This is a genomic window from Streptomyces sp. V4I2 (genome assembly GCF_030817655.1).
GTDB classification, from domain to species: domain Bacteria; phylum Actinomycetota; class Actinomycetes; order Streptomycetales; family Streptomycetaceae; genus Streptomyces; species Streptomyces plumbiresistens.
In genome coordinates this window covers 4,752,942-4,770,770 of record NZ_JAUSZM010000003.1, presented here as the reverse complement: position 1 = coordinate 4,770,770, position 17,829 = coordinate 4,752,942, and the positions used below count along the sequence as shown (strand labels likewise).

Genomic DNA, 17,829 nt, shown 5'->3' with positions numbered 1-17,829 from the left:
CCGGGCCATCTGTACGTACGGGGAGGGGACGCCCCGTACGTACGTCCCACCGGACCTGCCCTGGCTTCCCTCAGCGGAGCCAGGGCAGGTCCGCACCCGCTTCGTTCGGCTGAAGTCCCTCGGCGACGATCTCCATGATCTCGCCGAGGGACTTCTGCTGTTCGGGGGTGAGCCGGTCGAAGACCGCGTTGCGTACGGCCGCCACGTGGCCCGGCGCGGCCTGCTCCAGCATCTCCCGGCCCTGGTCCGTCAGCACCGCGAACTGGCCGCGCTTGTCGGAGGGGCAGTCCTCGCGGCGGACCCAGCCGTTCTTCTCCAGGCGGGCCACGGCGTGCGAGAGGCGGGAGCGGGTGATCTTCGCGTGCATGGCCAGCTCGGTCATGCGCAGCCGCCGGTGCGGGGACTCGGCGAGTTTGACGAGGAGGCCGTAGTAGATGTGCGGCATCCCCGCGTCGCGCTGGAGCTGGCGGTCCATGTGGTCTTCGAGGAGCGTGGTGGCGTGGACGTAGGCGCGCCAGACGCGCTGCTCCTCTTCGGTGAGCCAGCGTGGCTCTTCAGCGGGTGCGGATGCCGTGTTCATGTACTCCACTGTACGAGGGATCTTCTTGAATCTTAAACAAGTAGGACGTAGAGTCGGGAAGCAGAAGCTTAAAAGTTGAAGCACATGGAGCTTCACACTTGAAACAGCGACCCAGGCACGACCCACGGAGGAGCCGCCCGCCATGTCCGCCGCCACCCAGGAGCGCATGCCCGCCCTCTACCTCAGCCACGGGGCCCCGCCCCTGGCCGACGACCCGATCTGGCCCGGCGAACTCGCCGCCTGGTCGGCGGGCCTGCCGCGCCCCAAGGCGATCCTCATGGTCTCCGCCCACTGGGAGGAGGCCCCGCTCGCCCTCGGCGCCGTCCGGCCCGTCCCCCTCGTCTACGACTTCTGGGGCTTCCCCGAGCACTACTACCAGGTGACGTACGGCGCTCCCGGCGCCCCCGAACTCGCCGAATCCATACGGAAGTTGCTGCGCGCGCCCGGCATCCCCGTCCAGGACATCCCGGACCGCGGCCTCGACCACGGCGCCTACGTCCCGCTGGTCGAGATGTTCCCCGAGGCGGACATCCCGGTGCTCCAGATCTCCATGCCGACCCTCGACCCGGTCCGCCTCATGGAGATCGGCCGCAAGCTCGCGCCGCTGCGCGACGAGGGCGTGCTGATCGTCGGCTCCGGCTTCTTCACCCACAACCTGGCCGCACTGCGGCACACCGGCCCGGGCGTGCCGACCTGGTCCTCCGAGTTCGACGACTGGGGCCGCCGCGCCCTGGAGACCCGCGACTGGGACGCCCTGCTCGACTTCCTGCACAAGGCCCCGGCCGGCCGGTACGCCCACCCGCGCACCGAACACTTCGCCCCGCTGTTCGTGACCATGGGCGCGGCGGACGTGGCCGGTGAGATGGACACGCAGAAGTCGGTGATCGACGGGTTCTGGATGGGGATGGCGAAGCGGTCGGTGCAGTTCGGCTGACCTGAAGGGCGTTTCGGCCGAGGCCGCTACAGCTCCTTCTCGTACCAGGCCACGTCCCAGTAGCGGCCGAACTTCCGGCCCACCTCCTGGTACGTGCCGACGTGCCGGAACCCGAAACGCTCGTGCAGCCGCCTCGACGCCTCGTTGGGCTGGGCGATACCCGCGTAGGCGCGGTGCACGTCCTCGCCGGACAGGGCCTCGAAGAGCGCCTTGTATAGGAGCGTGCCGATGCCGCGGCCGCCCGCGTGCGGGGCGAGGTAGACGGTGACCTCCACGGAGGTGGAGTAGGCGGGCTTCGCGCGGTAAGGACTGGATGTGGCGTAACCCAGAATCTCCTGTGTGTCTGCCCGGGTGGCAACCTTCAGGCGATACGGGCCGTCTTCAGGGTGGGAGAGCAGCCAAGGACGGCGCTCTTCCGGAGCGAAGACCGCGGTATCGAATGTGATGGGCGTCTCCAGGACGTAGTGATTGTAGATGTCGGTGAGGGCTGTGAGGTCGCTTTCGACGCCAGGCCTGACCTGCACCTCAATACGTTCCGACGACATCGCGCCTCCTCGTGTGGCCAGGCAGGGTACTGCATGATCAGAAAAATAGTGGGGTGCGTTGGGAATTCTGTCCGGATTCCAGTCGTTGTTTCCATCGGAAGCAGGGCACCCGAGGAGAGTGCCCAGCGTCCAAGGACCACCCGCTGACCTCACCATCGCAAGGGAGCACGCATGGCAACCCGTGCCGTCGCCCGTCGTCAGTCCGCCACCGGCGGGACCGACGCGGCAAGCAGTGTTCGCACCCATGGCGGCGAGATCGCCGACCGCGACCTGGTCGGCATGTATCTCGACGAGATCGCGCGTACACCGCTGCTCGACGCCGCCAAGGAAGTCGAGCTGTCCCAGATCATCGAGGCGGGTGTCTTCGCACAGCAGATTCTCGACGGGGACGAAGTGGCGAAGGCGGACGCCACCCGCGAGGAGCTCGAGGCCCTGGTCGCCGACAGCGAGCGGGCCAAGGACGTCTTCATCCGTTCCAACCTCCGCCTGGTCGTCGCCGTGGCCCGCCGCTACCCCCGCAGCGGCCTGCCCCTGCTCGACCTGATCCAGGAGGGCAACGCCGGCCTGGTGCGCGCGGTCGAGAAGTTCGACTACCGCAAGGGCTTCAAGTTCTCGACGTACGCGACCTGGTGGATCCGTCAGGCCATCACCCGCTCGATAGCGGACCAGTCGCGCACCATCCGTCTGCCCGTCCACCTGGTGGAGGAGCTGGGCCGGATCCGCCGTGTGCAGCGCGAGTTCAACCGCGAGCACGGCCGCGACCCGGAGCCCGCGGAGATCGCCGCCGAGCTCGACTCGAACCCTGCCCGTGTGACGGACGTCCTGGACTGGGCCCGCGACCCGGTCTCCCTGAACATGCCGGTGGACGACGCGGGCGAGACCCAGTTCGGCGACCTCCTGGAGGACACGTCGGCGGCGTCGCCGGAGCAGTCGGTGCTCACCCTGCTGCGCAGCGAGGAGCTCGACGACCTCATCGGGCGCCTCGACCAGCGCACGGCCTCCATCATCAAGATGCGGTACGGCATCGAGGACGGCCGGGAGCGCACGCTGACCGAGGTCGGCAAGGAGCACGGCCTCACGCGCGAGCGGATCCGCCAGATCGAGAAGCACGCGCTGCTCGAGCTGAAGAAGCTGGCGCGGGACACCGGGTTCGACGCGGCGGCGTAACCGTCCCGGCCGGCGCGGCGCCGGGAGGCGTACGACCGAGGGTGCCGCGCACGCCGGGTGGCGAAAGACAGCGCAAACATGGCGTTGTAACGCCGCTTCAACCGGCGAAGCCCCGGGAACAAGACTTCAGGGCCCAGGAGTTCGAGCGGGCCGGGACCCGTCCCGCCACCGGCCTCCGTGCCCTGCCGACCCACCGAGCCACAGTCCCGACGCATACATCCCCCCGGCGCCGGGACTCTCCTGAGCCGGGCTTCGGCGCCCCTCCCCCCGGGCGCCGGGGTCCGGCTCTTTCTCTCTCCGGCCGAGCCGCCGTTTCCCGGTTCACTTTCCGGCCGCCGCTGCCGCCGGTTCCGTACCCGGGCAAGGTGAAACGGCGGGCCACCCCGTACCTGAACCCCGGGGTGGCCCGCCGGATGGCAGATTCTGCCACATGGGCATAGCCTGCCGAACGTGAGCAGCCCCACCCCTCCCTCGCCCGCGGCGGCGACCCCCGTCTCCCTCACCGAACGGCGCAAGGCCGCGACCCGCATGGACATCGCCCGGGCGGCTGCCCAACTCTTCGTGAAACACGGCCTGCGGGCCACCCGGGCCGAGGACATCGCCCAGGCCGCCGGCATCGCTCCGCGCACCTTCTACCGCTACTTCGCGACCAAGGAGGAGTCCGTCGCCCCGCTCTACGCGGCGGGCGCCCAGCTCTGGGCCGAGGCGGTACGCCAGGCACCCGCCGGCCTGTCCGTGCCGCAGGCCCTGGAGCACGCGGTCCGGCACACGTTGATGCCGGGCGCCGGAGTGTCTGCGGCGTCCTGGGAGTGGGTGCGCACCCTGATTCGGCTGGCGGAGGCGAGCCCGAGTCTGCGCAAGGTGTGGGCGGAGGTCTGCCAGGCGGGGGAGCGGACGCTGGCCGAGGTACTGGCGGAGCGGCTCACGCCGGGTGACGACAACGTTGCCGGTCCTCTCCCCGCCCGGACCGACCTGCGCTTCGCCGCCGCCGTGGCAAGTGACGCCGTACGTACGGCCGTTGAGGCATGGGCCACCGGGGACGCCCCGGCCTCCGGACCGGCGGGACTGGCGCTGCGCAATCTCGGGGCACTGGGGGAGTTCCCGTGGGAGGGGCGCCGGGGGTGAAGGGCCGCGCCGTCCGGACGGCGGTCAGTCCGAGGCCTCCGAGGCCTCAGGGTTCTCCGGGTTCTCCGCGTCCGACCCCGCCCGGACCATCCGCGCGCCCAACTCCCGTACGCATCGCGCGAGTTCCGCGGGCTCCTGCACGGTGAAGTCGAACCCCAGCATCGCCAGCCGTACCGCCAGCCACTCCACGGACCCGGCCGAACCCCGCAACCGGCAACGCCCCTCGCCCAGCGGCTCGGGCGTCCCGAGCCAGGCCGGCAACCGGGCCGCGAGGGCCTCGGCCGGGGCGTCGAAGGTCACCGCGAAGTCGTACGTCTCCTGCTGCCCGTGGATCGAACGCCGCAGGTACTCCGCCGCGTCGCCCGTGGGCAGCTCCCGCGGGGCGAACCGTGCCCCGGTCGCGAAGGGGTCGCTCACCCGGTCGACGCGGAAGGTGCGCCAGTCGTCGCGGTCGAGGTCGTAGGCGACGAGGTACCAGCGCCGCCCGGTGGACACCAGCCGGTACGGCTCGACCACGCGCCGCGAGTCCGCCCCGTCCTTCGCGCGGTAGGCGAACCGCAGCCGCCCCCGCCCGGCGACCGTGGAGGCCATGACGGTGAGTGTCTCGGGCGCGATGCTCGCTCCGTCACCGCTGGTCAGCGGGGTGGTCGCGGCCTGGAGGGTGGAGACGCGGTGGCGCAGCCGGGACGGCAGCACCTGTTCCAGTTTGGCCAGCGCCCGTACGGACGCCTCCTCCACGCCCTCGACCGCGTGCCCGGCGCCGGCCCGCAGGCCGACCGCGATCGCCACCGCCTCCTCGTCGTCGAGCACCAGCGGCGGCATCGCCTTGCCCGCGACGAGCCGGTAGCCGCCGTCGGCACCCTTGGTCGCCTGCACGGGGTAGCCGAGCTCCCGCAGCCGGTCGATGTCCCGTCGGACCGTGCGGCGGGAAACCCCGAGCCGGTCGGAGAGCTCGCCGCCGGGCCACTCGCGGGGCGTCTGGAGAAGGGAGAGGAGCTGGAGGAGCCGGGCCGGAGTGTCCGTCGTCATGAGTTCGAGGATGCCGCAGAAGTAGGACATGATCTGACCTAATGCGGTCATAGCTTGTGGGACATGACCTCCACCGAGACCACGTCACCGGGTGCTCAGCCCGCCGCGGGTGACCGCCGCCGCTGGCTCGCCCTCGCCATCGTGATGACCGCGGCCTTCATGGACCTTGTCGACGTCACGATCGTCAACATCGCCATCCCGTCGATCCAGGAGAAGGCCGGCGCCTCCGAGAGCCAGATCCAGTGGATAACGGCGGGATACGCGCTCGCCTTCGCCGCCGGCCTGATCACCGGCGGGCGGCTCGGCGACATCCACGGCCGCAAGCGGGTGTTCCTGGTCGGCATCGGCGGCTTCACCCTCGCCTCCGCCCTGTGCGGCTTCGCCGTGAACCCGGAGATGCTGGTCGCCTCCCGGATCCTGCAGGGCGGCATGGCGGCTCTGATGGTGCCGCAGGTCCTGTCGATCGTGCACGCCACCTTCCCGGCGCACGAGCGGGGCAAGGTGTTCGGCCTCTTCGGGGCGATCGTGGGGCTGGGGGCCGTCTCCGGTCCACTGCTCGGCGCGCTGCTGACCGAGTGGAACCTGTTCGGTCTCGAGTGGCGGCCCATCTTCCTGATCAACCTGCCGGTCGGCATCGCGGGCCTGATCCTCGGCCGCCGTTTCATCACCGAGTCCAAGGCGCCCAAGGCGCTGAAGCTGGACCTCGTCGGTGTCGCCCTCGTCACCCTCGGCATGCTGATGCTGGTCTACCCGCTCACCCGCGGCCGCGAGCTGGACTGGCCGCTGTGGGGGCACCTCTCGATGGCCGGCTCGCTCGTCGTGTTCGGCGCGCTGGTGGGGTACGAGAGGCGCAAGACGGCGCGCGACGGCTCCCCGCTGATCGAGCTGTCCCTGTTCAAAGTGAAGAGCTTCGCCGCCGGCATCGCGGTGCAGACCGTCTTCGGGATCGGACTCGGCGTCTTCTTCCTGGTGTGGACGCTCTACATGCAGACCGGCCTGGGCTGGAGCCCCCTGCGGGCCGGGCTGACCGGCGTGCCGTTCTCGATCGCCGTGTCCACGGCGGCCGGGCTGTCGGTGCAGAAGCTGGTCCCGCGCTTCGGCCGCAAGGTGCTCCAGGCGGGCGCGCTGGCGATGGCGGCGGGCGTCGGGCTCTACATCTGGGAGTCCGAGCGCTACGGCCTGGGCATCGCCTCCTGGCAGATGGCACTCCCGCTGGTCGTGATGGGCGTGGGGATGGGCCTGATCGTCGCCCCGCTGACGGACGCGATCCTGTCGGAGGTCCCGCGCGAGCACTCGGGTTCGGCGTCGGGGCTCCTCAACACCGTGCAGCAGATGGGGTACGCGCTGGGGCTCGGCCTGGTGTCGGTGGTCTTCTACGGCGAGATCGGCGACGACCTGCTGCCTCCCCGGCTGGGCCCGGCCTTCGTGGACGCCTTCCAGAACGCGCTGGGCTGGGTGGCCGTCGTGATGGGTGCCATCTTCCTGCTGATGTTCGCCCTGCCGAAGCGGCCGGCCCAGCATGTGGAGGGCTCCGGGCCGGAATCCGGGACGGTGGCGGACAAGGAGCCCGCGCTCGTGTCCTGAGCCGGAGGCCGCCGTGCGGCGCGTTACGACCATGAGGGTCCGGCACCGGAGGTGCCGGACCCTCTCCGTGTGCGCTCGGCACCCACAGGTGCCGGGCCGTCTGTGTGCCCTCGGTCCGTACGGAAGTCCGTCATGGAAGTCCGTCATGGAAGTCCGTTCATGCCCGAATCGCGTCCGAACCTGTTTACTTTCCCGAAATCCGGGCGTAGCCTCCAGGCGAAACCACAAGTTCGGGCACAGGGCGGAGGCGAACGGGCATGTACGCACCGGAGCGGCAGCAGGAGATCCTCCGGCTCGCCCGTGACGGCGGACGCGTGGACGTGGTGTCGCTGGCCGAGGAGTTCCAGGTCACTGCGGAGACGATCCGCCGCGACCTGAAGGCCCTCGACCGCGCCGGCCTCCTGCGCCGGGTGCACGGCGGCGCCATCCCGGCCGGCCGCCTCGACTTCGAGCCGGACCTCGCCGAACGCGAGACGACGGCGGCCGACGAGAAGGACCACATCGCCAAGGCGGCCGTCGCGGAAGTGCCGACCGAGGGCACGATGATCCTCGACGCCGGTACGACGGTCGCGCGGCTGGCCGGCGCGATCCCCCTGGAGGCGGCGCTCACCGTCGTCACGCACTCCCTGCCGATCGCCGCCCGCCTCGCGGACCACCCCGGCATCCAGCTCCACCTCGTCGGGGGACGCGTACGGCACCGTACGCGCGCCGCCGTGGACGCCTGGGCGCTGCGGGCGTACGGCGAGATCCGCGCCGATGTCCTCTTCGTGGCGGCCAACGGCTTCTCCGCCGAGCACGGTCTGACCACCCCCGACCTCGCCGAGGCCGCGGTGAAGCGGGCGGCGATCGCCGCGGCCCGCCGTGTGGTGCTGCTCGCCGACTCCTCCAAGCACGGCCAGGAGCACTTCGCCCGCTTCGGCGACCTGAGCGACGTGGACCTGCTGATCACCGACAGCGGGCTGAGCCCCGAAGACGCCACCGCGATCGAGCGCGGCGGCACGGAAGTAGTGCGCGCATGATCCTCACCGTCACCCCGAACCCGTCTCTGGACCGCACCTACGAGGTCCCGTCGCTCGACCGTGGCGAGGTCATCCGCGCCACCGGCGAGCGCATGGACCCGGGCGGCAAGGGCGTGAACGTCTCGCGGGCCGTCTCGGCCGCCGGACAGCGCACGGTCGCGATACTGCCCTTGGGCGGTGCGCCGGGCGCGCTCGTCGCCGACCTGTTGGACGCGCAGGGCATCGAGGTCGCGCCGGTGCCGATCGCCGGAGCCACTCGCTCGAACATCGCGCTCGCGGAGTCGGACGGAGTGCTCACGAAGATCAACGCGCCGGGTCCCGAGCTGTCGGTGGAGGAGCAGGAGCTCCTCCTGGAGACGGTGCGCGCGCAGTCGCGGGACGCGGACTGGATCGCCTGCTGCGGAAGCCTGCCGCGAGGGCTCGCGCCCGAGTGGTACGCCGAGCTGGTCGCGCGGGCGCACGCCGCCGGCGCGCGGATCGCGCTGGACACCTCCGGGCCCGCGCTGCTCGCCGCGCTGCGCGAGCGGCCCGACGTGGTGAAGCCCAACGCCGAGGAGCTCGCGGAAGCCGTCGGGCGGCCCCTGTCTACGGTGGGCGACGCGGTGAAGGCGGCCGAGGAGTTGCGCGAGAGGGGCGCGCGCGCCGTCCTCGCGAGCCTGGGCGCCGACGGACAGCTGCTCGTGAACGACGCGGGCGCCTGGTTCGGCAGCGCACAGGTGGCCGCCGTACGCAGCAATGTGGGCGCCGGTGACTCCTCCCTCGCCGGATTCCTGATCGCCGGCGGCAGCGGGCCCACGGCGCTCGCCTCGGCGGTCGCGCACGGCGCGGCGGCCGTCCAGCTGCCCGGCAGCGTGATGCCGACGCCGTCCGACCTGGACCCGGCGGCCGTGACGGTCACGGCCGAGGTGCCGGTGGACCGCGTACTGAAGGAGCCGGTGTCATGACCTGCTCCGTGTCCTCCGGCGTCCTCACCGGCGCCCACACCGGCGCCCACACCGGCGCCCGCACCGGACCGGCCGTGAAGCGGCGAGGCTCCCCGTTACTCGCCGCGGCCGAAGGGAGGCAGGGCCACCTGGGAAGCCCCGCCGCCCGGAGGGGGCGGGGCTTCCCCGGTCCCGCCTCCTCCACCAACCCCACGAACCCCCACTGCACCCCCGTCCCCGCCCCCGCCCACCACATCCCCCGGGCGATACGCGTGCGAAGGAGCCCGCGATGAGCGAGATGATCACCGCGGACCTGGTCGACCTCGACCTGTCCGCCGACACCAAAGAAGCGGCGGCGCGTGCCCTCGCCGAGCGCATGGTCGCCCTGGGCCGGGTGACCGACCTGGAGGGCTTCCTCGCCGACGTGGCCGCCCGCGAGGCGCAGATGCCGACCGGCCTCGACGGCGGCATCGGCATCCCGCACTGCCGCAGCGAACACGTCACCGAGCCGACGCTCGCCTTCGGGCGCAGCGCCGCCGGCATCGACTTCGGCGCGGCCGACGGCCCCGCCGACCTGATCTTCCTGATCGCCGCCCCCGCGGGCGCCGACGACGCCCACCTGACGATCCTGTCCTCGCTGGCCCGGCAGCTCATGAACGCCGAGTTCACCGACGCGCTGCGCTCGGCCGGCGACGCGGCGGGCGCGGCGGCCCTGATCCGCGGGGACGAGCCCGAGGCGGCCGAGGCCGCCTCCGAAGACTCCGTGGCGGCGCCGGCGGCGGCCTCCGCCGGCGCCGCCACGGGCAGCGACGACACCGGGGACACCGGAGCAGGCGAAGAGCGCCCGTTCCGTATCGTCGCCGTCACCTCCTGCCCCACCGGCATCGCCCACACCTACATGGCCGCCGAGTCGCTGGAGAACGCGGGCCGCGAGGCGGGCGTCGAACTCGTCGTCGAGACGCAGGGCTCGGCCGGCTTCACCCGGCTCGACCCGGCGGTGATCGCGGCGGCGGACGGCGTGATCTTCGCCCACGACGTGCCCGTACGGGACAAGGACCGTTTCGCCGGCAAGCCGACCGTCGACGTCGGCGTCAAGGCCGGCATCAACAAGCCCGCCGAACTCATCGCCGACGTGCGCGGCAGGGCCGAGCGCGGCGAGGTCACCGCGGCCGGCAAGGGCGGTACGCCCGTCGAGCGGGCCGGTGAGGCCGGCGACAACTACGGCACCAAGCTCCGCAAGTGGCTGATGACCGGCGTCAGTTACATGGTCCCGTTCGTCGCCGCGGGCGGTCTGCTGATCGCTCTCGGATTCGCCATCGGCGGCTGGGAGATCAACAAGGCGCCCTCGGTCATGGAGCACTTCTCCTGGACCCAGGTCGACAGCTGGGCCGCCCTGATGTTCCAGATCGGCGGGGTCGCCTTCGGCTTCCTCATCCCGGTCCTCGCCGGATACATCGCCTACGGCATGGCGGACCGGCCCGGTCTCGTCCCCGGCTTCGTCGGCGGAATGATCTCCTCGCAGATCGCCGCCGGCTTCCTGGGCGGCCTGGTCGCCGGTCTGCTGGCGGGCGGTGTCGTCCTCGCGATCCAGCGGGTCAGGATCCCGAAGGCGCTGCGCGGCATCATGCCGGTGGTGGTGATCCCGCTGATCTCCTCGATCGTCGTCGGCTTCCTGATGTTCGTCGTGGTCGGCAAGCCCATCGCCGAGGCCCAGAAGGGCATGACGGACTGGCTCTCCGGCCTCTCCGGCTCCAACGCGATCCTGCTCGGCATCCTGCTCGGCCTGATGATGTGCTTCGACCTCGGCGGCCCCGTCAACAAGGTCGCGTACGCCTTCGCCACGGCCGGTATCGCCGTCGCGGATCCCAGCGACTCCGCGATGAAGGTCATGGCCGCCGTGATGGCCGCGGGCATGGTCCCGCCGCTGGGCATGGCGCTCGCGACCACCCTCCGCAAGAAGCTCTTCACCCCCGCCGAGCGCGAGAACGGCAAGGCCGCCTGGGTCCTGGGCGCCTCCTTCATCTCGGAGGGCGCGATCCCGTTCGCCGCGGCGGACCCGCTGCGCGTCATCCCGGCCTCGATGGCGGGCGGCGCGGTCACCGGCGCCCTGTCGATGGCCTTCGGCGCCACGCTCCGCGCCCCGCACGGCGGCATCTTCGTGGTCCCGCTGATCGGCCACGCCTTCCTCTACCTGATCGCCATCGCGGCGGGCGTGTGTGTGACGACGGCGCTGGTCGTCGTACTGAAGAGCATGCGCAAGGCGCCGGAAGCCGTGGCCGCCGAGGCGGCTCAGAGCGACTCGGCCGCCCCGTCGGCGGAGCGGAAGCAGCCGGTCGCGGCCTAGCGGCACAGCCCTTTGGGATGCTGTGAGTTGTTCACGGCACATGCGAGATACGTCACGGTCCGGGACTTCGGTCCCGGACCGTGGTGTCTACTGGAACGCATGCCTGAGCACGTCTCGGTCTACCAGCTGCTTGGTATGACCTTCCTCGTCCTGGTGGCCGTCGCATGGGTGGCCGGCCTGGTCTTCATGCTGCGCCGCGGCCGCGTCGAGGCGGCCCTGTGGCGGGCCCAGGGCCTGCCCGGACTGCCGCATCAGCGGCAGGTGGGCCCGCAGCGGGAGTCCGTCGAGCTGACCCCGGCGGAAGCGGACGAGTTCGCGGGACTGGTACGACGGCTCAGCACCGGCCGCTGACCCGCTCGGCGGAGCCCGGTCCGGAGTCCCGCTCCGGAGACCCCGCCCCTCAGGTGATTCCGCTCAGGAGACCTGCGTCGCCCGTCGCTCCATGGCATCCCTGGCCGCGTCCTCGCTGACGTACACCTCGCACATGTGCCGCCCGTCCGGCGTCGCCGTGTGCTCGACCTCCCAGAGGGAGACCTCCGCTCCGTCACGCAGCAGGAACGCGTGCTCGTAGAGCGAGAAGGACAAGCCGGCCCGGCCGAGGCGGCTGGGGCGCCCGAAGGCCTGCGTGATCTGGTGCGCGAACGCGGTGCTCAGCAGCGCGGCCGTCTCCGCGTCCGGCCGGTCCGTGTTCTCCGCCCGGCGCAGCACCCGGCGCGCGTGGTCCGCCGAGTCGTCGGGCAGATACGCGTGCCGCGGCGTGGGGATCGGCGACAGCTGCACCGTCACCGGCAGTTCGAAGTCCGGAGCGTCCGCCGGCAGGGGCAGGCGCGCGGTGGCGGCGCGCAGCTCCTCCTCGTCCACATACACCTCGTGCTGCGGGGCGCTGCCCGGGGCGGTGTTGTGGACGAGCTCCCACAGCGTGAGCGCCGAGCCGTCGGCGAGCAGCCAGGTGTGGCGGTACGTCTCGCGGTGCAGCCCCGCGCTGTGGTGCGCGGAGTGCAGCGAACTGTCGTGGGCCAGCGCGCAGTCCAGCCGCTGGATCGTCTCGTCGGGCAGCTCGAAGGAGTTCAGGGCACGGCCGAGGAGCCGCGCGAGATGCTCCTCCGGAGACTCGGGCGACTCGGGTGGTTCGTACGCTGCCGTCTCGTACGGAACGCTCAAGGTTTCTCCCGGCGTTGCTGCATGTCACCTTGTGGGTGCATACCGTAGCCCCTCGGTCGGACATCATGTCCGGGAACCGAGAAAACGTACGCCCGAAAAACGCGCGGGCCGCGGGGAAAGTTCCCACGCGGCCCGATCATTCGTCAAAAGGTGCCGGTCAGAGGCTACTTGCGGCGACGGTCCGCGCTCACTCGGCGCTCCCCGCCACCCACTCGTTCCACGCCATGTTCCAGCCGTTCAACCCGTTGTCGGGCGACACCGTCTTGTCCGGGGAGTTCTTGACGATCACGACGTCCCCGAGGATCGAGTTGTCGTAGAACCACTTGGCCGAAGTGTCACCCTGTGCGCCCTGCACGTCCTGGAGGCCGACGCAGCCGTGGCTGGTGCCCTCGCGGCCGAAGGGCGGGTTGCCCTTGTTGTACCAGTAGTTGCCGTGGATGAAGGTCCCCGACTGGGTCAGCCGCATCGCGTGCGGCACGTCCGGGATGTCGTACGCGTTGTCGAGGCCGACCGTCCTGCTGTCCATCCGCAGCTTCGTGAACTTCTCGGAGATCACCATCTGCCCGTTGTACGTGGTGAACTCCGGGCTGCCCGCCGAGATCGGCACCGACCTGAGCGTCCTGCCGTCCCGCACGACCGTCATGGTCTGCTTGCTCACGTCCACCGTGGAGACCTGCGAGCGCCCGATCGTGAAGCTGACCGTCTTCTTCTGCACCCCGTAGACGCCGTTCGCGCCCTCGACCCCGTCCAGGTCGATCTTCATCGTGACCTTGGAGCCGGCCTTCCAGTACTCCTCGGGCCGGAAGTCGAGGCGCTGCGCCCCGAACCAGTGCCCGACCACCTCCTGCCCGCTGTTCGACGACACCGTGATGTGGGACTGCACGGCCTTCTTGTCGCTGATCGCCTTGTCGAAGTTGAACGACACCGGCATCCCGACACCGACCGTCGTCCCCTCGTCCGGCGTGTACGTCCCGATGAAGCTGTTCGCCGGGCTGACGGTGGTGAAGGTCGATTCGGCGGCCTTGGCCCGCCCGTTCGCGTCCTTCGCCCTCGCCGTTATCTCGTACTTCGTCCCCCGCTCCAGCTGCTCCTTCGGCTTCCAGCTGACGCCGTCGGCGGATATCGCCCCCGGTACGGCCGTCCCCGCGTCCGCCACCGTCATCTTCACGTCCGTCAGCTTCCCGTCACTGACCTTCACTCCGGTCGTGTTGATCGACGCACCGGTCGAGCCGTTTTTGGCCGAGATGGATATCTTCGCCGCCGAGGCCGTGGCGGAGTCCCCGCCGCCCTTGTTGTCGTCCTTCCCGGCATCGGTGCTGCCACCGCACGCGGTGAGGGTGAGGGCGCCGACCATCAGGGCGGCACAGGCCCCGAGTACGCGCCGCGCTGTTTTGTCCGGCGTTGTCACGAGCTGCTCCAGGTTCAGGTGGTGTGTTCGATCCGCTCCGGTCCGTGGAGAAAGAGGGGATCGGTCGGTGGTCGGGTTCCCACACACCGCCGTGAACGCCATCACGTGACAGAACCAGGACACATTTCGCGTCAGCGGCTCCCGTACAACTCCTCGTACGACGGCCACACCCCGCCCGGCCCGTCCACCGACCCGGCGGCGCGTACGGCCCGCACGACCGCGCGGGTCACCACGTCCGCCGCAGCCTCGAGGATCTCGTTCAGCGGGAGGGGACGCTCGGTGTCGAGCGGGCGGGCTCCGGTCGCCAGCGCGAACACCGTGTCGCCGTCGTGCAGCAGATGCACCGGCCGTACGGCCCGCGCGATGCCGTCGTGGGCCGTGCCGGCCACCTTCTGCGCCTGCGCCTTCGACAGGTCCGCGTCGGTGGCGACCACCGCGAGCGTGGTGTTGAGCGGGGGAGGCGCGCTCTTCGCCGCGAGGTCGGCGAGGCGCAGGCGGGCGGCGTCGTGCACGCGCGCCTCCGGGTAGGTCACCCGCCCCTGGAACAACTCCCCGTACAGCACCCCCGTTTCCGGATCCGTCACCGATCCCGCCGCGTTGGCCACCACCAGCGCGGCCACCGTGATCCCCGACTCGAGGACGATGCTCGCGGTACCCACGCCGCCCTTCATCGGCCCGACCGCGGCGCCCGTACCCGCGCCCACGCATCCCTCCCGCACCCGTGCACCGGGCTCGCTCGCCGCGGCCGCCTCGACGGCCGCCCGGCCGGTGGCCGCGTCCGGCCTGACCCGGAAGTCGCCGCCGCGCCCCAGGTCGAAGACACAGGCGGCCGGCACCACCGGCACGACGTGCGCCGGGTCCGGTCCCACCCGCACCCCGCGCCGCTGCTCCTCCAGCCAGGCCATCACCCCGGACGCCGCGTCGAGCCCGTACGCGCTGCCCCCGGTCAGCACGATCGCGTCGACCTTCTGCACCACGTTGCGCGGGTCGAGGGCGTCGGTCTCCTTGGTGCCGGGTCCGCCGCCCCGCACGTCCACGGCGGCCACGGCGCCGCCGTCCGGGGCGAGCACGACCGTGGTGCCGGTGAGCCAACCGTCGCCGGTGCGCGTGGCGTGCCCCACGCGCACACCGGCGACGTCCGTCAGTGCGTCAACTGTCATGGGGCCAGTGTCGTCCAGGCAGCGGGCCCGGCTCCGGTTCCGGCTCCAGTTCCGGCTCCGGCTCCGGCTACGTCAGACCACCGGGGCCGCCTGTCTGCTGCCCCCACTCTCCCCGCTGTCCCCACTGTCCTCGTTCTCCCGGGCGGTCATCCGCGCCGTCAGCGTCGTGCCGACCACCACCGCGCCCGCCATGACGACGCCTGCCGCGAGCACTGCCCAGTCGCCCAGGAAGCTGCAGCAGATCACCAGCAGTGCCGTGGTCGGCAGTACCAGTTGCTGGGCGGTGCCCACCTTGAAGTGGCGCGCGTGCAGCGCCCAGACGGTGAGCAGGAAGAGGGCCGTCGGCAGCGTCACGGCCGCCGACGCCGCCGGCGTGGAGATGTGCGCCTTGCCGATCGCCTGCTCGACCGCGACCTCGAGGCCGGCGCCGATCGCCGCGGCCGAGGCGAAGACCAGGTAGTGGCCGTAACCCCACACGAACGCCTGCTTGCTGGAGCGCAGATGGCCGTGGATGGGCACCACGAAGTAGATCCACCAGGCGGCGAAGATGATCAGCAGACCGCCGGCGGCGATCGGGACCAGTTCGTCCAGCACGTCGCTCTCGTCGAAGCCGGACTTCACGGCGACCGTGGCCGCGGCGATGGTCTCACCGAGCACGATGATCGTGAACAGCCCGTACCGCTCCGCGATGTGGTGCGGATGCCAGGGCGTCGGGTGGTCCTTCTCGGCGTAGAGCGGTACACACATCTCGAGAACCGCCATGACCAGGAACACCCAGGGCCGACCCCCCTCGGGCAGGACCAGCAGCCCCAGCCAGCCGACCTGGCAGAACAGCACGCCACCGGCGTACCGCAGGGCCATCGTTCGCTCCGCGCCCTCGCTCGACCGGGCCACCCGCAGCCACTGTGCCGTCAGGGCGAGCCGCATGATCACGTAGCCGAGCAGGATGGCCAGGAACTCGTGGTCCTCGAAGGCCCGGGAGACCCCGGCCGCGAGCACCAGGACACCGGCGATCTGGACCAGGGTCACGACCCGGTACAGGGCGTCGTCGTTGTCGTACGCCGAGGCGAACCAGGTGAAGTTCATCCACGCCCACCAGATGGCGAAGAAGACCATCGCGTAATTGAGGATGCCCTCGGCGGCGTGCGCCTCCGCCACGGAGTGCACCAGTTGGATGCCCGCCTGGGCGATCGCGACGACGAAACACAGGTCGAAGAAGAGCTCGAGCGACGAGGCGGCCCGGTGCGCCTCGTCGCGGCCGCGGGCGGTGAGCTTGCGCAAGGGGCCCTGGAAACTGGAAGTCATGAGACCCAGCACAGCAGATAGCGCGCCGCTTTTCTTGTGAACGGATTCACAACCCGGCGAGGGCCCGAAGTCCCGGGGCCGTACCCTGGACGCATGACCACCGCCCCCGAGCCCGAACCGCGCGAGCCGAAGCCCGCGCTGATCTTCGACGACCCGCTGGACCAGCAGTCCTCGGACGACACGGACCGGGAGTGGGGTGAGCGACCCGGCACCGACAGCGCGGCCGACCTGAGGCGCTTCCTCGACGAGAAGCCGCCGCACCACCTGTGAGCCGGGCGGGCCACAGCCCGCCCGCCGCACCGCCGTTACTGCTCGTCGTGGCCCGAGCCGCGTTGCCGCTGCTGCGCGAGCAGCGCGTCGCGGATCTCCTTGAGCACCTCCAGCTCGGTCAGTTCCACGACCTCCTGCGCGCCCTCCTTCGCCTTCCTGCGGGCTTCCTGCCGTGCCAGGTACTTCGACATGGGCAGGACCATCAGGAAGTAGACGACGGCCGCGGTGATCACAAACGTGAGCGTCGCACCGAGAACCGAGCCCCACAGGATCTGGATGCCCTCCTCGCCCTGGCAGTTGTCGCTCAGGCAGGAGCTGTAACTGTCGAGGTTCTTGGTGCCGATCGCTCCGACCAGCGGATTGATGAGCCCCTTCACCACCGAGTTGACGATGTTGGTGAAGGCGGCGCCGATGACGACCGCCACTGCCAGATCGACAACGTTCCCGCGCATCAGGAAGGTCTTGAAGCCTTCCAGGACGCTCGGCTTCTTCTCGCTCACGTAGGGGACTCTCCTCGCACGCACAGGTTGTGGAACAAACAGCTCCGCAACCTACGTCAGGACAAGGCAGCCCTGTCCAATGGGGCAGCTCCAACGAAGGACTTGACGGGAAGGCATGCAGGGCGGGAAGCGCGCGGCTCAGCACAGAGTCACCGCCAATCGGGCCGTCGTGCTCGCGCCGGCGAGGCTCGCCGCGGTGGAGCGCGGCACCGAGAGCACGACCAGCGCCCCGCTCTCGGTCGCGCCGTCCAGCGGCTCCGGCACCTTCGTCACCCGCGCCCCGCGTGCGACCACGCGCGCGTCGCCGCCGGTCGCCGTCTCCTCGGCGGCGATGACGTCCACCCGGTCGCCGGGCCGGAGCAGCCGCACCGTGGCCCCGTCGGCGATCCGTACCGGCGCCGTCACGGTCTGCACGGCACGGCGTTCCCGTACGGGATCGGCCTGCGGATGCCCGCGGGTCGGTTCCGTGTCGCGCGGGCCCGCCGCCACGAGCGCGGCCGCGGTGACGGCGAGGCCGACCGCCACGGCCCGCCTCCGCCGCCGTACGAGCCGCTGCAGCTGATAGCGCCCGCCGCGAACCCGCACGGGGGCGAAGTGCGGCACCTCGCACGTGGGGGGAGCGTCCGTGCCGAGCGGGCGTGGGGAGACGAGAGAGGAGAAAGGAGAGGAAGAGGGGGAGACGGTAGAGGGGGAGACGGTAGAGGGGGAGACGGTAGAGGGGGAGAAGGGAGAAGGGGCGTAGGGCATGGGAACCACCACCTGCGACGAGGGATCG

The 17,829-nt window shown here is 71.1% G+C and carries 19 protein-coding genes; 10 read left to right on the top strand and 9 right to left on the bottom strand.

Annotated elements, in window-relative coordinates:
* Positions 1-70 precede the first annotated feature (70 nt).
* Entirely contained in the window at positions 71-580 is a 510-nt protein-coding gene (locus tag QFZ76_RS22420) for a MarR family winged helix-turn-helix transcriptional regulator (protein WP_307675423.1), read from the bottom strand.
* A 142-nt stretch (positions 581-722) separates the two neighbouring features.
* On the opposite strand from QFZ76_RS22420, the gene QFZ76_RS22415 reads away from it, so the two are divergent.
* Positions 723-1,514, top strand: coding sequence for a dioxygenase (locus QFZ76_RS22415; protein WP_307675422.1), 792 nt, complete (start codon positions 723-725; stop codon positions 1,512-1,514).
* A 26-nt stretch (positions 1,515-1,540) separates the two neighbouring features.
* On the opposite strand, the gene QFZ76_RS22410 is transcribed toward QFZ76_RS22415, so the two are convergent.
* A complete protein-coding gene (locus QFZ76_RS22410) occupies positions 1,541-2,059 on the bottom strand; it encodes a GNAT family N-acetyltransferase (protein WP_307675421.1) in 519 nt (172 codons plus the stop codon).
* Positions 2,060-2,230: 171 nt separating this feature from the next.
* Here QFZ76_RS22410 and QFZ76_RS22405 point away from each other — a divergent pair, with 171 nt between their 5' ends.
* Together QFZ76_RS22405 and QFZ76_RS22400 are read left to right on the top strand one after the other, a co-directional pair.
* Positions 2,231-3,226: an RNA polymerase sigma factor RpoD/SigA gene (locus QFZ76_RS22405; RefSeq protein ID WP_307675420.1), complete on the top strand. Its 996-nt coding sequence runs from the start codon at positions 2,231-2,233 to the stop codon at positions 3,224-3,226.
* Between the two features lie 528 nt (positions 3,227-3,754).
* Positions 3,755-4,351 (top strand): TetR/AcrR family transcriptional regulator, encoded by a 597-nt coding sequence (locus QFZ76_RS22400; RefSeq protein WP_373464529.1) that lies wholly within the window; start codon positions 3,755-3,757, stop codon positions 4,349-4,351.
* Positions 4,352-4,375: 24 nt separating this feature from the next.
* Here QFZ76_RS22400 and QFZ76_RS22395 read toward each other — a convergent pair whose 3' ends face one another.
* Positions 4,376-5,380, bottom strand: a complete 1,005-nt coding sequence (locus QFZ76_RS22395) for a YafY family protein (RefSeq protein WP_307680101.1) — start codon at positions 5,378-5,380, stop codon at positions 4,376-4,378.
* Positions 5,381-5,443: 63 nt separating this feature from the next.
* Between QFZ76_RS22395 and QFZ76_RS22390 the strand changes: the two genes are divergently transcribed.
* The 6 genes from QFZ76_RS22390 (at position 5,444) to QFZ76_RS22365 (ending at position 11,601) form a co-directional block, all read left to right on the top strand.
* The gene (locus QFZ76_RS22390) at positions 5,444-6,964 is read left to right on the top strand and encodes an MFS transporter (protein ID WP_307675418.1); all 1,521 of its coding nucleotides are present in this window, start codon (positions 5,444-5,446) and stop codon (positions 6,962-6,964) included.
* A 257-nt stretch (positions 6,965-7,221) separates the two neighbouring features.
* Positions 7,222-7,983: a DeoR/GlpR family DNA-binding transcription regulator gene (locus QFZ76_RS22385; RefSeq protein WP_307675417.1), complete on the top strand. Its 762-nt coding sequence runs from the start codon at positions 7,222-7,224 to the stop codon at positions 7,981-7,983.
* A complete protein-coding gene (gene pfkB, locus QFZ76_RS22380; protein ID WP_307675416.1) occupies positions 7,980-8,927 on the top strand; it encodes a 1-phosphofructokinase in 948 nt (315 codons plus the stop codon). Before QFZ76_RS22385 ends, pfkB begins: the two co-directional genes overlap by 4 nt.
* Complete coding sequence (locus QFZ76_RS22375) at positions 8,924-9,199, top strand: hypothetical protein (RefSeq protein ID WP_307675415.1); 276 nt, start codon at positions 8,924-8,926, stop codon at positions 9,197-9,199. The genes pfkB and QFZ76_RS22375 overlap by 4 nt, the downstream gene beginning before the upstream one ends.
* A complete protein-coding gene (locus QFZ76_RS22370) occupies positions 9,196-11,250 on the top strand; it encodes a fructose-specific PTS transporter subunit EIIC (RefSeq protein WP_307675414.1) in 2,055 nt (684 codons plus the stop codon). Before QFZ76_RS22375 ends, QFZ76_RS22370 begins: the two co-directional genes overlap by 4 nt.
* A 99-nt stretch (positions 11,251-11,349) precedes the next feature.
* On the top strand, positions 11,350-11,601 hold the full coding sequence (locus QFZ76_RS22365; RefSeq protein WP_307675413.1) for a hypothetical protein: 252 nt from the start codon (positions 11,350-11,352) through the stop codon (positions 11,599-11,601).
* Between the two features lie 63 nt (positions 11,602-11,664).
* Here the strand turns inward: QFZ76_RS22365 and QFZ76_RS22360 are convergent, their stop codons facing one another.
* The 4 genes from QFZ76_RS22360 to QFZ76_RS22345 form a co-directional block, all read right to left on the bottom strand.
* Positions 11,665-12,411 (bottom strand): DUF6227 family protein, encoded by a 747-nt coding sequence (locus QFZ76_RS22360; protein WP_307675412.1) that lies wholly within the window; start codon positions 12,409-12,411, stop codon positions 11,665-11,667.
* Positions 12,412-12,598: 187 nt separating this feature from the next.
* Positions 12,599-13,819: an Ig-like domain-containing protein gene (locus tag QFZ76_RS22355; RefSeq protein WP_307675411.1), complete on the bottom strand. Its 1,221-nt coding sequence runs from the start codon at positions 13,817-13,819 to the stop codon at positions 12,599-12,601.
* A gap of 131 nt (positions 13,820-13,950) precedes the next feature.
* Entirely contained in the window at positions 13,951-14,979 is a 1,029-nt protein-coding gene (locus tag QFZ76_RS22350; RefSeq protein ID WP_307675410.1) for a P1 family peptidase, read from the bottom strand.
* A 72-nt stretch (positions 14,980-15,051) separates the two neighbouring features.
* Positions 15,052-16,284: a low temperature requirement protein A gene (locus tag QFZ76_RS22345; protein WP_307675409.1), complete on the bottom strand. Its 1,233-nt coding sequence runs from the start codon at positions 16,282-16,284 to the stop codon at positions 15,052-15,054.
* Between the two features lie 93 nt (positions 16,285-16,377).
* Between QFZ76_RS22345 and QFZ76_RS22340 the strand changes: the two genes are divergently transcribed.
* Positions 16,378-16,554, top strand: coding sequence for a hypothetical protein (locus QFZ76_RS22340; protein WP_307675408.1), 177 nt, complete (start codon positions 16,378-16,380; stop codon positions 16,552-16,554).
* 35 nt (positions 16,555-16,589) lie between these two features.
* On the opposite strand, the gene mscL is transcribed toward QFZ76_RS22340, so the two are convergent.
* Both mscL and QFZ76_RS22330 read right to left on the bottom strand, forming a co-directional pair.
* The gene (gene mscL / locus QFZ76_RS22335) at positions 16,590-17,054 is read right to left on the bottom strand and encodes a large conductance mechanosensitive channel protein MscL (protein WP_266438148.1); all 465 of its coding nucleotides are present in this window, start codon (positions 17,052-17,054) and stop codon (positions 16,590-16,592) included.
* A gap of 138 nt (positions 17,055-17,192) precedes the next feature.
* The gene (locus tag QFZ76_RS22330) at positions 17,193-17,801 is read right to left on the bottom strand and encodes a hypothetical protein (protein WP_307675407.1); all 609 of its coding nucleotides are present in this window, start codon (positions 17,799-17,801) and stop codon (positions 17,193-17,195) included.
* Positions 17,802-17,829: the final 28 nt, after the last annotated feature.

Excerpts from the sequence above, each read along its gene's own strand:
- QFZ76_RS22405 (WP_307675420.1), top strand. The coding sequence starts at position 2,231 with ATGGCAACCCGTGCCGTCGCCCGTCGTCAGTCCGCCACCGGCGGGACC.
- QFZ76_RS22410 (WP_307675421.1), bottom strand. The coding sequence starts at position 2,059 with ATGTCGTCGGAACGTATTGAGGTGCAGGTCAGGCCTGGCGTCGAAAGC.
- QFZ76_RS22385 (WP_307675417.1), top strand. The coding sequence starts at position 7,222 with ATGTACGCACCGGAGCGGCAGCAGGAGATCCTCCGGCTCGCCCGTGAC.
- QFZ76_RS22370 (WP_307675414.1), top strand. The coding sequence starts at position 9,196 with ATGAGCGAGATGATCACCGCGGACCTGGTCGACCTCGACCTGTCCGCC.
- QFZ76_RS22330 (WP_307675407.1), bottom strand. The coding sequence starts at position 17,801 with ATGCCCTACGCCCCTTCTCCCTTCTCCCCCTCTACCGTCTCCCCCTCT.
- QFZ76_RS22345 (WP_307675409.1), bottom strand. The coding sequence starts at position 16,284 with ATGACTTCCAGTTTCCAGGGCCCCTTGCGCAAGCTCACCGCCCGCGGC.
- pfkB (WP_307675416.1), top strand. The coding sequence starts at position 7,980 with ATGATCCTCACCGTCACCCCGAACCCGTCTCTGGACCGCACCTACGAG.
- QFZ76_RS22415 (WP_307675422.1), top strand. The coding sequence starts at position 723 with ATGTCCGCCGCCACCCAGGAGCGCATGCCCGCCCTCTACCTCAGCCAC.
- QFZ76_RS22375 (WP_307675415.1), top strand. The coding sequence starts at position 8,924 with ATGACCTGCTCCGTGTCCTCCGGCGTCCTCACCGGCGCCCACACCGGC.
- QFZ76_RS22390 (WP_307675418.1), top strand. The coding sequence starts at position 5,444 with ATGACCTCCACCGAGACCACGTCACCGGGTGCTCAGCCCGCCGCGGGT.
- QFZ76_RS22400 (WP_373464529.1), top strand. The coding sequence starts at position 3,755 with ATGGACATCGCCCGGGCGGCTGCCCAACTCTTCGTGAAACACGGCCTG.
- QFZ76_RS22350 (WP_307675410.1), bottom strand. The coding sequence starts at position 14,979 with ATGACAGTTGACGCACTGACGGACGTCGCCGGTGTGCGCGTGGGGCAC.
- QFZ76_RS22365 (WP_307675413.1), top strand. The coding sequence starts at position 11,350 with ATGCCTGAGCACGTCTCGGTCTACCAGCTGCTTGGTATGACCTTCCTC.
- QFZ76_RS22420 (WP_307675423.1), bottom strand. The coding sequence starts at position 580 with ATGAACACGGCATCCGCACCCGCTGAAGAGCCACGCTGGCTCACCGAA.
- QFZ76_RS22395 (WP_307680101.1), bottom strand. The coding sequence starts at position 5,380 with ATGACGACGGACACTCCGGCCCGGCTCCTCCAGCTCCTCTCCCTTCTC.
- QFZ76_RS22340 (WP_307675408.1), top strand. The coding sequence starts at position 16,378 with ATGACCACCGCCCCCGAGCCCGAACCGCGCGAGCCGAAGCCCGCGCTG.